We start from the raw sequence: 10,659 nt of genomic DNA on the forward strand, positions 1-10,659 counted from the left end.
GCCACAGGAGGCAGAGCAGACGTGCGAACCCGGAACGCGGCCCTGGCGGCAGCGCTGTGCGCCGTGCTCTCCACGGCGCTCACGGCCTGCGGCGGCACGGAGGACCCCGACGCGGGGACGAACGGCGTGGGCAAGCTGGACGCCGCCGCCATCCAGCAGAAGACGCGGTCCGCGGCGCGGTCCGCGGACGCGGTGCACCTGTCCGGCAACGTCGTCAGCCAGGGCCGCACGTACCGCATCGACATGAGGCTGAAGAAGAACGGCGGCACGGGCCGCGTCTCCTCGTCCGACACCGGGGCCGGCGCGTTCGAGCTGCTGCGCACCGGGGACGACCTCTATCTGAAGGCCCCCGCCGCGTTCTGGGCCCGGGGCGCCGCCGCCTCGGCCTCGGCGAAGCTGGAGGGCAAGTACGTCAAGGTGCCGGCCGCGGACCCTTCGTATCCGCAGCTGTGGGGCTTCACCGAGAAGGACGCCCTGCTGGACGGCCTGCTCGGGCTGCACGGCACCCCGAGCCGAGGGGAGCACGGCAAGGTGGGCGGCGTCCCCACGATCCGGGTCAACGGCGGCAGCAAGGGGAGTGGCGGGACGCTGGACGTGTCGCTGTCGGGCGAACCGTATCCGCTGCGCGTGCAGCGGGCCGGGGGTGCGGGGCAGCTGGAGCTGGGGGACTGGGGCAAGGATTTTGCGCTGTCGGCGCCGGCGAAGGGGGAGATCGTGGACTACGGAAAGCGGATCCCCTCCGGGGGCGAAGGGTCTTTGACTGCGGGCCCGTAACGGTTGCTCGCGCAGTTCCCCGCGCCCCTACGGGGCGCGTCTACGGGGTCGGTGCGCCCCGTCAGGGGCGCGGGGAACTGCGCGACCAGCCACGGACGACCCGCAGTTGATTACCGCCTCCGCTTGCGCAGCAGCCGCGGCAACGCCGCCGGCATCGGCCGCCGGGTCGTGGCCGGCGAGGCCACGGGAACGGCCGCCAAGGAGTCGGACGGCAGCGGCAGCGTCCCGGCCGGCGTCAGCCGGAGCACCCGGCACTCGCGGGCCCACCGCTCCTCGATGCCCTCGGCATCCACCGCGTTCAGCCGCTTCCCCTTCAGCTCGGCCACCGCCGCGGCCCACGCGTCCCCCCGGGCGGGGAGCTCGCCGACGTGCGCGGTGAACGTGACGAGCCGGCCGCCCTTGTCCTTGCTGCGCACCGTCACCGTGACGGTGCCGCCGTCCTCCAGGCCGAGCCCGTCCAGCGGCTGCTCCCCGGCGCCGCCGCCCACCAGGCACACGGCGCCCTCGTGCCACACGTGCCACAGCGCACGGCTGGGCCCGGCGGGGCCCTGCAGCCAGATCAGGCCCGACTTCCTGGCGGCCTCTTCGATCAGCGCACGTGACAGTGTCTCCGTCTCGGTCATGCACCCACCTTAGGGGGATCTAGGCTGGTGGGGTGAGTGCTGCCCCCGCCCGACGCGATGCGATACGCACCGCCCCCGCGGCCCCCGCGGGGGCCGTCCCCCCTGCCGCCCTGCGCATCGAGGGGCTGCTGCTCGCGACGGCCATCGCGTCCGTCTCCTTCTCCGCGCCGCTCATCGCGGCCACCGCGGCCCCCGCCCTCGCCGTCGCCTTCTGGCGCAACGCCATGGCGGTCGGGGCGCTCACCCCGTTCGCCCTCGTACGCCACCGCGCGGAGCTGCGCGGCCTCGGCCGGCGGGAGGTCCTGCTGACCGTGGGCGCCGGTGTGCTGCTCGCGCTGCACTTCGGGATGTGGCTGCCGAGCCTGCACATGACGTCCGTCGCCTCCTCGACGGCGCTGTGCACCACCACCCCGATCTGGACGACGCTCGTGCTGCGGCTGCGCGGCCACCGCCCGCCCGCGCTCGTCTGGGGCGGCACCGCGGTCGCGTTCCTGGGGGTCGTGATCCTGACGGGCGTCGACCTGTCGCTCTCGACCCGCGCCCTGGCCGGTGACGCGCTCGCGCTCGCGGCTGGCATGGCGGCCGCCGGGTACGTCCTGCTGGGCGCGGAGGTGCGCCGGACGGTGGGCACGGTCCCGTACACGTACGTCTGTTACACGACCACAGCGGTGCTCCTGCTCATCACCTGTCTGGTGAGCGGCAGTTCGCTCGGCGGCTACAGCGGGGAGAGCTGGCTGAAGCTGGCGGCGCTGACCGTCACCGCGCAACTGCTCGGTCACTCGCTCATCAACAGGGTGGTCAAAAGCCTCGGCCCGTCGGTCACTTCGACGGCGATCCTGCTGGAGACGCCGGGCGCTGCGCTCATCGCCGCCCTGTGGCTCGGCCAGTTGCCGCAGGCGGCCGCCTACCCGGCGCTCGTGGTGATCCTTGCGGGCCTTGCCCTCGTCATCATGGGCGACCGCCGCAACAAGCAGCAGGCGTAGCCCTGCGCAGGCCTACAGCCAGCCGTTGCGCTTGAAGCCGCGGTGGATCGTGACGCAGATGGCGACCGTGACGAGCATGACGAGCGGGTAGCCGTATTTCCAGTGCAGCTCCGGCATGTGGTCGAAGTTCATGCCGTACACGCCCGCGATCATCGTCGGCACGGCGCAGATCGCCGCCCAGGACGTGATCTTGCGCATGTCCTCGTTCTGCGCGACGGACGCCTGCGCGAGGTTGGCCTGCAGGATGGAGTTGAGCAGGTCGTCGAAGGAGACCACCTGCTCGTGCACGCGCGCCAAGTGGTCGGCCACGTCCCGGAAGTACTTCTGGATGTCCGGGTCGACCAGCCGCATCGGGCGCTCGCTCAGCAGCTGCATCGGCCGCATCAGCGGGGTCACCGCCCGCTTGAACTCCAGCACTTCGCGCTTGAGCTGGTAGATGCGGCCCGCGTCGCCGCCGCGCGAGGTGCCCTTGCCGGGGACGGAGAAGACATCGATCTCGACCTCGTCGATGTCGTCCTGCACGGCGTCGGCGACGGCTATGTAGCCGTCGACCACCTGGTCGGCGATGGCGTGCAGCACGGCCGAGGGGCCCTTGGCGAGCAGTTCCGGCTCGTCCTGCAGCCGGTGGCGCAGCGCCCGCAGCGAACCGTGGCCGCCGTGCCGCACGGTGATGATGAAGTCCGGGCCGGTGAAGCACATCACCTCGCCGGTCTCCACCACCTCGCTGGTGGCGGTGAGTTCGGCGTGCTCGACGTAGTGGATGGTCTTGAAGACGGTGAACAGCGTGTCGTCGTAGCGCTCGAGCTTCGGCCGCTGGTGGGCGTGGACCGCGTCCTCCACGGCCAGCGGGTGCAGGCCGAACTCCCGGGCGATGCCGGCGAACTCCTGCTCCGTGGGCTCGTGCAGCCCGATCCAGACGAAGCCGCCCTCGGCCCGCACCCGGCGCATGGCCTCGGCGGGGCCGGCGTGCTCGTCCAGCCGCCGGCCGTCGCGGTAGACGGCGCAGTCCACGACGGCGCTGTTGGCGGCCGGGTCACAGGCGGCGGAGTACGCGTACGGGGAGCCGGGGGCGGCATGGCCGCGCCGCAGGGCGGGACGGACGGCGGCGCGCAGATCACGGATCATCGACAAGGCAGGCTCCTTCACGGGCCGGCCGTCAGCAGCAACGGTGGCAAACGCGGCCTGAATCGCAGACGTGCGGCACGTCCGTGAATCGGGCGGCGCTTCGCGCGCTGCGCAAGGCTGACGGCAGTTCGCGGGAAACATCCCGAGAACGCGGTGAACACGGAACAAAGCGGGAGAGGGCGCTCTTCCGTCACGTGCTGCGGGCGCAGGAGCACTTCCGGTGCTGCCGCCGGCTGCGGGGCCGGCCGCGGAAGGCTTCGGATCAGGCGGAATACGGGTGCGTCCGGAGCGGGCAGACGGGAGAACTGCCGGTACTGCACGGTCGACTAGGATCCACCGCAGCCCCACCTCCTCCGGCCGGTCCCCGCTGAGGGACGATCGTCACGCACTTGACCACGGGTCAAGGCCTGTCAAGGCTAGCAGCCGTCCGGCGGACCCGGCCCCGCTTTGCCTGTTCGATACTCGTTCTATGCTCACGGCATGTCAGACGTTCTCGCACTGGCCGAGGCCCGGCTGTGCACCGCGCTCGGCGAGCCGGACGCCCGCGCCGCGGTGACCTTCCTGGGCGCCGACCGCATCGAGGTCCTCCGCTTCGGCGCCGCCGACGACACGGGCGACGTCGTCCGCTACGCCACGCTCGGCATGTCCGCCCAGCCGATGGCCGACCCGACGTCCCCCGTCGCCGACCCGGTCCGCGGCCCCCGTGCCGAGCTGCTCCTCACCGTCCGCACCGGCCGGGCCGACACGGACAAGGTGCTCCGCCCGCTGGCCGTGCTCGCCGCGTCCCCCCAGGTCGAGGGCGTCGTCGTGGCCCCCGGCGCCTCGCTGGACACCGGTGAACCGCTGTGGCCGGGCGCGCCCTTCACCTCCGTCCTCGTCGGCGAGCCCGGCGGACTGGTGGAGGACCTGGAACTGGACGACCCCATGGACCCCGTCCGCTTCCTCCCTCTTCTTCCCATGACCCCCAACGAGGCCGCCTGGAAGCGGGTCCACGGCGCCGCCGCCCTGCAGGAGAAGTGGCTGCGGCACGGCACCGATCTGCGCGACCCGCTGCGGCCGGGTGTGCCCCTGGAGTGACGATCGGGCCACGGTGCTCCGGTGCGGCCCTCCGGACGGGTGATCGTCCTTGACGCGACGGCAACCCGGTAGGACCGTTGGAGGCTATGAGGGGCGAACCCAGTTGCCCGAAGTGCGGTGGCCGGGTGCGAGCGCCCGGTCTCTTCGCCGACTCCTGGCAGTGTGCTGTGCACGGCACGGTGCATCCCCTGCAGCCGGTCGTCCCGCCGAGCGTGGAGGCGCTGGCCGTCGTGGTGCGACGGGCCCACGTCCCGGTCTGGATGCCCTGGCCGCTGCCCGTCGGGTGGCTCTTCACCGGAGTCGTCAGCGCGGGGGACGACCGCAACGGCGGCCGCGCGACGGCCGTGGCCTGCTCGGGCCCCAGCCCGCTCGGCGGCCCCGGCGAGCTGCTGCTGGTGGCGGAGGAACTCGGCGTCGGCCTCGGTGTGCGCTACGCGGGAGTCGACGGCCCCGACCCCGGCCCCCTGCTGCGGGTGGACCGCTCGCCCCACGCCAAGGTGCACGCCGCCGGCCGCCCCACCCCCCTCTGGCACGTCGAGGGCGCCCCCGGTGACCGGGCGGTGTTCGCGGGCGAGGCACGCGGGCTGTGGCTGTGGGCGATCGTCTGGCCCGAGCGGTCGGGCCTGCTGATGTACGACGAGCTGGTGCTGACCGACCTGCGGGACGCGGGCGCCGAGGTGGACCTGCTGCCCTGCGGTGCGTTGTCGCCGCGCATCCTCTCGCCGTGAACGTGTGATTGCGTGAGCGCGTGAGCGGCACCGTTCACGTTCGTACGACAGTTATCCTGAACCGGTCCTGTCCGTTCTGCCGAGTGCCGGGGAGTCTGTGTCGTGCGCATCGATCTGCACACCCACTCCACCGCGTCCGACGGCACGGACACCCCCGCCGAGCTGGTCCGCAACGCGGCCGCCGCGGGCCTGGACGTCGTCGCGCTGACCGACCACGACGGGGTCGGCGGCCACGCCGAGGCCATCGCGGCCCTGCCCGCCGGGCTGACCCTGGTCACCGGCGCCGAGCTCTCCTGCCGGCTGGACGGCGTTCCGCTGCACATGCTGGCCTACCTCTTCGACGCGGCCGAGCCGGAGTTCGCCCGCGCCCGGGACTTCGTCCGCGACGACCGCGAGCCGCGCGCCCGCGAGATGGTCGCCAGACTCAACGCGCTCGGCGTGCCCGTCACCTGGGAGCGCGTCGCCGCCATCGCCGCCGGCGGTGCCGTCGGCCGGCCGCACGTGGCCACCGCCATGGTCGAGCTCGGGGTCGTCGCGACCGTCTCCGACGCCTTCACCCCCGAGTGGCTCGCCGACGACGGCCGGGCCTACGCCGGGAAGCACGAGTTCGACCCCTTCGAGGCGATCCGCCTGGTCAAGGCCGCGGGCGGGGTCACCGTCCTCGCGCACCCGCTGGCGCTCAAGCGCGGCCGGTGCGTCTCCGAGAGCGCGATAGCCGAGCTGGCCTCGGCCGGGCTCGACGGCATCGAGGTCGACCACATGGACCACGACGCCCCCACCCGCGCCCGGCTGCGCGGCCTCGCCGCCGAGCTCGGCCTGCTGCCGACCGGCTCCAGCGACTACCACGGCAGCCGCAAGACCTGCGGTCTCGGCGAGTTCACGACCGACCCGGAGATCTACGGGGAGATCACGCGCCGCGCGACGGGCGCGTTCCCCGTGCCGGGCGCCGGCGGTCGCTGACGGGCGCTCGCGCGCCCGTACGGATCCGGCGGCCGCACCGCCCGCGTCGGGTCCGTGCATCCACCCACCCGTGCCCGCTGCGCACGGGACTTCTTCCTCCCTTTCTCCTTCCTCTCGCTCACCCCCTCTGCAAGGCCTCACTGTGTTCGACTTCGCTGTCTTCGGGTCCCTGTTCCTCACGCTGTTCGTGATCATGGATCCGCCCGGCATCACGCCGATCTTCCTCGCGCTCACCGCGGGCCGCCCCGCCAAGGTCCAGCGCCGCATGGCCTGGCAGGCCGCGACGGTCGCCTTCGGCGTGATCACCATCTTCGGGATCTGCGGCAAGCAGATCCTCAACTACCTGCACATCACCACGCCCGCCCTGATGATCGCGGGCGGTCTGCTCCTGCTGCTGGTCGCGCTGGACCTGCTGACGGGCAAGTCGGAGGAGCCGAAGCAGACGAAGGACGTCAACGTCGCGCTCGTCCCGCTGGGCATGCCGCTGCTGGCCGGGCCCGGTGCGATCGTCTCGGTGATCCTCGCCGTGCAGCGGGCGGACTCGCTCGCGGGGCAGGTCTCGGTGTGGTGCGCGATCGCCGCGATCCATGTGGTGCTGTGGCTGGTGATGCGGAACTCGCTGCACATCATCCGGGTCATCAAGGACGGCGGTGTGGTGCTGGTCACCCGGCTCGCGGGCATGATGCTCTCCGCGCTGGCCGTGCAGCAGATCATCAACGGCATCACGCAGGTGATCGCCGGGCATCACTGACCCGTCGGACCGCAGGAAAGCCCCGCACGGCCGTTGCCGTGCGGGGCTTTCCGCGTGGGGGAGTTGCGCGTGCGCGTTACCGGGCCGTGGAGTCGGCCGGGCGGATGTAGATGCGCTGCCCCGTCGAGGCCGCCTGCTGCACGATCCGCTTGACCGAGGCGGCGTCCACGACGGTGCTGTCCACGGCGGTGCCGTCGACGTCGTCCAGGCGCATGATTTCGAAGCGCATGGCTTCTCCCTTCGTCTGATCCTCCAGTGGAGAAACTGATGTTGCTGGCGCGCGCCGCGACAGTGGGGCGCGCGTTCTCAGTGGGTCCAACGTGCAGGGAGCCTCAAACATTCCCTACGCTAAGGAAATTTTTACCGTAAGTAATTACTGACGAAAGTCCCGAGCGTGCCGGAATGCGCAGGCCCGGAGCGAGTGGAACCCTGGAGCTCCCGACCCCGGACTGAATCGAGGCGATCGGCCATGTCGGCTTCCGACCGCGCGGGGCCCGGGATGCCCTGCTGGGTGAGCCTGCTGACCGGTGACCTCGCCGAGGCCCAGCGGTTCTACGGCGCCGTGCTCGGCTGGAGCTTCCGGCTCGGCTCCCTCGGCGAGGACTTCTCCGTCGCGCTCTCCCACGGGAAGCCGGTCGCCGGCCTCGGCGAGGTCGCCCGCCGCATGGGGGTCGCCGTCTCCTGGACCTGCTACTTCGCCGTCGACGACGCCGACCTCGTGGCCGCGCGGGTACGCGAGCGCGGCGGCACCGTGGCCGTCGGGCCGCTGGCCGTCGGCCGGGGCCGCGCCGTGCTCGCCGCGGACCAGGCCGGGGCCGTCTTCGGCTTCTGGGAGGGCAAGGTCCTGCGCGGTTGGAACATCGGCAGCGGGGTGGCGCCCGCCTGGCTCGAACTGCGCACCCGGGACGCCTTCGCCTCCGCCGTCTTCTACGGCGAGATCTTCGACTGGGACAACCGGCCGGACCTCTGCGAGGTCCGCTACGAGGACGAGGCCGTCATGGTGCGGGCCGACGGCCACACCGTCGCCTGCCTGCGCGGCGGCGCCATCGAGGCGGCGCCCGACCCGCGCATCAGGCCGCGCTGGCACGTCTACTTCCGCGTCGACGACGTCGAGAAGGCCGTCGAGGCGGCCCTCGGGGCCGGCGGCTCGGTCGTCTCGGAGCCCGGCGCCGGAACCGGGCGCGTGGGGCGCGAGGCGACGCTGTGCGACCCCGAGGGCGGGATGTTCACGGTGACCGAGAACGGCCACTGCTGACGGAGCGTCAGCCAAGCGTCTCCCAGAAGCGCACCAGCGCCTCCGCCGTGGCCGCCGGGCGCTCGGCGTTGGGGGAGTGCCCCGCACCCTGGACGACGGTGCGCACCGCCGACAGCTCCTTCGCCATCGCGTCGATCACCGGCACCGGCCAGGCGTAGTCCACCGCCCCGGACACGACGTGCTTGGGCAGCGGCACACGGGCCAGCTCCGCGGTACGGTCCGGCTCTGCGGTCAACTGGCGTCCTGTCGCCATGAGTTGCTCGGGAACGGTGCGCATCCACCGCCGGTGCAGGAACTCGGCCAGCTCGGCCGGCGTCGCCTCCGGCTCCGCGTCCTGGCGCTGCATCTCCTGCCAGACGCTCTCCATGTCCATGGCCGCAAGCGCCTGGACGAGCAGGCGCGTACGGGCCTGCTGCGACTCGGAGATGGCGGCCGGCCCGCTGCTCATGACGGTCAGCGACCGGAAGGCGGCCGGCTCCGCGAGGACCGCTGCGCGGGCGACGAGCCCGCCGAGCGAGTGCCCGAGGAGGTGTACGGTCCCCGGCGGTCCGCCGAGCGCGGCGGCCTGCGCCAGCACGTCGCGGGCCAACTCGCCCTGTGCGTAGGCGCTTTCGTCGCGCGGCCCGGCGCTCTCGTGCTGCCCGCGCCCGTCGACGGCGACGGCGCGGTACCCGGCGGCGGCCAGCGGTTCGAGGAGCGCGATGAAGTCCTCCTTGCTGCCCGTGAACCCGGGGAGAAGGAGCACGGTGCCACGGGGTTCCGCGGCCGGGGGCCGCGCGTCGTGCACGGCGAACTCCCCACGAGAGGTGGCGAGCTGATACGCGCGGGTGCACGGGGGAAGTGCGAGGAAGGGGGGCCGGCTCATGGGGTCGAGGTTAGCGCGGGCCCTTCCGGGGGCGGTGGGCACGTGTGTACCGGGCCCCGAAGGGGCGCTGGGGGCACCTCTGGGGGTCCCCCCAGCGGTAGCTGGGGGAGGAACTGCGCGACCAGCCACAGGCGGCCCGCAGCCGACCAACTGCCCGGCGGCGGGCCGCGGATACGCCCCGGCCCCCGTCACCCGGTCGGAACCGGGTGACGGGGGCCGGGAGGCGGCTATCAGGCGTCGGCCTTCTTGGCCGTGGCGCGGGTACGCCGCGGCTTCGGCACGGAGGCCTCAGCGGTGTCGACCGCGGCCTCGGCCTTCTTGGCGGCGGTGCGCGTGCGCTTGGGCTTCGCCTCCGCCACCTCGGTCACCTCGGCCTCGGCGGCCTTCTTGGCGCGGGTGCGCCGCACCGGCTTGGCCTCGGCGGCCTCGGCCGTCTCGACCGCGGCTTCGGCCTTCTTGGCCGTGGCGCGCGTCCGCTTGGGCTTGGCCTCGGCGGCTTCCGCGGTCTCGACCGCAGCCTCCGCCTTCTTCGCGGCAGCGCGGGTCCGCTTGGGAGCGACCTCGGCCGTCTCCGCTGCGGCCTCGACGGCCTTCTTCGCCGTGGCGCGGGTGCGCTTGGGCTTGGCCTCGACCGCCTCCGCGGTCTCGACGGCGGCTTCCGCCTTCTTCGCCGTGGTGCGCGTGCGCTTCGGCTTGGCCTCGGCGGCCTCCGCGGTGTCGACCGCGGCCTCGGCCTTCTTGGCGGCGGTGCGCGTGCGCTTGGGCTTCGCCTCCGCCACCTCGGTCACCTCGGCCTCGACGGCCTTCTTGGCGCGGGTGCGCCGCACCGGCTTGGCCTCGGTCTCGGCGGCAACGGCGGCGACGGGCTCGGCCTCGGCCTTCTTGGCCGTGGCACGCGTCCGCTTGGGCTTGGCCTCGACGGCTTCCGCGGTGTCGACGGCGGCTTCCGCCTTCTTCGCGGCAGCGCGCGTGCGCTTCGGCGCAACCTCGGTCGCCTCGGGCTCGGCCTCGGCGGCCTTCTTGGCGCGGGTGCGCCGCACCGGCTTGGCCTCCGCGGCCTCGGCCGTCTCGACGGCGGCTTCGGCCTTCTCGGCGCGGCTGCGCCGGACCGGCTCCGCCTCGTCGACCTCCGCGGTCTTGGCCGCGGCCCGCATCCGCTTCGCCGCGACCTCGACCGTCTCGAAGGTGACGGTCTCCGCCTCGACGGCCTTCTTCGCCGCTGCGCGGATCCGCTTCGGCTTCGCCTCGGTCTCGACGACGGCCGGCGCGGCCGCGACGGTCTTCCGGGTGCGCGTGCGCCGGACCGGCTCGGGCTCGACGGCCTCAACGGCCTCGGCGGCCTCCACGGTCGCGACGACCGCCTCGGCGACGACAGCCGCCTCGGCAGTGGCGCCCCGCGTGCGGCGCCGACGCGGCTTCGCCTCGGCCTCCGGCTCCGTCACCGCGGCCGGGGCCGCGGGAGCGGCCTCCTCGGCGACCGGAGCCGCCGTCACCGCCGCCTGCGCGACCGCGGCACCC

11 protein-coding genes and 1 pseudogene are annotated in these 10,659 nt (G+C 73.3%); 7 read left to right on the forward strand and 5 right to left on the reverse strand.

Annotated elements, in window-relative coordinates:
• Positions 1–21: 21 nt before the first annotated feature.
• Positions 22–774, forward strand: a complete 753-nt coding sequence (locus HG542_RS31220; RefSeq protein ID WP_171087417.1) for a hypothetical protein — start codon at positions 22–24, stop codon at positions 772–774.
• Positions 775–884: 110 nt separating this feature from the next.
• Here the strand turns inward: HG542_RS31220 and HG542_RS31225 are convergent, their stop codons facing one another.
• Positions 885–1,397 (reverse strand): hypothetical protein, encoded by a 513-nt coding sequence (locus HG542_RS31225; protein ID WP_171087420.1) that lies wholly within the window; start codon positions 1,395–1,397, stop codon positions 885–887.
• A 32-nt stretch (positions 1,398–1,429) separates the two neighbouring features.
• Between HG542_RS31225 and HG542_RS31230 the strand changes: the two genes are divergently transcribed.
• Positions 1,430–2,380: a DMT family transporter gene (locus HG542_RS31230; protein ID WP_373313096.1), complete on the forward strand. Its 951-nt coding sequence runs from the start codon at positions 1,430–1,432 to the stop codon at positions 2,378–2,380.
• A gap of 12 nt (positions 2,381–2,392) precedes the next feature.
• On the opposite strand, the gene HG542_RS31235 is transcribed toward HG542_RS31230, so the two are convergent.
• Positions 2,393–3,511: a magnesium and cobalt transport protein CorA gene (locus tag HG542_RS31235; protein ID WP_171087422.1), complete on the reverse strand. Its 1,119-nt coding sequence runs from the start codon at positions 3,509–3,511 to the stop codon at positions 2,393–2,395.
• A 474-nt stretch (positions 3,512–3,985) separates the two neighbouring features.
• On the opposite strand from HG542_RS31235, the gene HG542_RS31240 reads away from it, so the two are divergent.
• The 4 genes from HG542_RS31240 (at position 3,986) to HG542_RS31255 (ending at position 7,021) form a co-directional block, all read left to right on the forward strand.
• A complete protein-coding gene (locus tag HG542_RS31240; RefSeq protein ID WP_171087424.1) occupies positions 3,986–4,582 on the forward strand; it encodes a suppressor of fused domain protein in 597 nt (198 codons plus the stop codon).
• An 86-nt stretch (positions 4,583–4,668) separates the two neighbouring features.
• Positions 4,669–5,310: a DUF6758 family protein gene (locus HG542_RS31245; protein WP_171087426.1), complete on the forward strand. Its 642-nt coding sequence runs from the start codon at positions 4,669–4,671 to the stop codon at positions 5,308–5,310.
• 102 nt (positions 5,311–5,412) lie between these two features.
• Complete coding sequence (locus HG542_RS31250; protein ID WP_171087428.1) at positions 5,413–6,270, forward strand: PHP domain-containing protein; 858 nt, start codon at positions 5,413–5,415, stop codon at positions 6,268–6,270.
• Positions 6,271–6,412: 142 nt separating this feature from the next.
• On the forward strand, positions 6,413–7,021 hold the full coding sequence (locus HG542_RS31255; protein ID WP_171087430.1) for a MarC family protein: 609 nt from the start codon (positions 6,413–6,415) through the stop codon (positions 7,019–7,021).
• Between the two features lie 76 nt (positions 7,022–7,097).
• Here HG542_RS31255 and HG542_RS31260 read toward each other — a convergent pair whose 3' ends face one another.
• Positions 7,098–7,250, reverse strand: a complete 153-nt coding sequence (locus HG542_RS31260; RefSeq protein ID WP_171087432.1) for a DUF8834 family protein — start codon at positions 7,248–7,250, stop codon at positions 7,098–7,100.
• Positions 7,251–7,490: 240 nt separating this feature from the next.
• Between HG542_RS31260 and HG542_RS31265 the strand changes: the two genes are divergently transcribed.
• Entirely contained in the window at positions 7,491–8,276 is a 786-nt protein-coding gene (locus tag HG542_RS31265) for a VOC family protein (protein ID WP_171087434.1), read from the forward strand.
• A 7-nt stretch (positions 8,277–8,283) separates the two neighbouring features.
• Here HG542_RS31265 and HG542_RS31270 read toward each other — a convergent pair whose 3' ends face one another.
• Both HG542_RS31270 and HG542_RS31275 read right to left on the reverse strand, forming a co-directional pair.
• Positions 8,284–9,141 (reverse strand): alpha/beta fold hydrolase, encoded by an 858-nt coding sequence (locus HG542_RS31270; RefSeq protein WP_171087436.1) that lies wholly within the window; start codon positions 9,139–9,141, stop codon positions 8,284–8,286.
• 230 nt (positions 9,142–9,371) lie between these two features.
• A pseudogene (locus HG542_RS31275) lies at positions 9,372–10,659 on the reverse strand (DEAD/DEAH box helicase); the annotation flags it as partial.

Source organism: Streptomyces morookaense (assembly GCF_013030945.1).
GTDB classification, from domain to species: Bacteria; Actinomycetota; Actinomycetes; order Streptomycetales; family Streptomycetaceae; genus Streptomyces; species Streptomyces morookaensis.

What these genes read in the sequence shown, in the direction of transcription:
- HG542_RS31245 (WP_171087426.1), top strand. Translation starts at nt 4,669, where the DNA reads ATGAGGGGCGAACCCAGTTGCCCGAAGTGCGGTGGCCGGGTGCGAGCG.
- HG542_RS31270 (WP_171087436.1), bottom strand. Translation starts at nt 9,141, where the DNA reads ATGAGCCGGCCCCCCTTCCTCGCACTTCCCCCGTGCACCCGCGCGTAT.
- HG542_RS31260 (WP_171087432.1), bottom strand. Translation starts at nt 7,250, where the DNA reads ATGCGCTTCGAAATCATGCGCCTGGACGACGTCGACGGCACCGCCGTG.
- HG542_RS31240 (WP_171087424.1), top strand. Translation starts at nt 3,986, where the DNA reads ATGTCAGACGTTCTCGCACTGGCCGAGGCCCGGCTGTGCACCGCGCTC.
- HG542_RS31265 (WP_171087434.1), top strand. Translation starts at nt 7,491, where the DNA reads ATGTCGGCTTCCGACCGCGCGGGGCCCGGGATGCCCTGCTGGGTGAGC.
- HG542_RS31225 (WP_171087420.1), bottom strand. Translation starts at nt 1,397, where the DNA reads ATGACCGAGACGGAGACACTGTCACGTGCGCTGATCGAAGAGGCCGCC.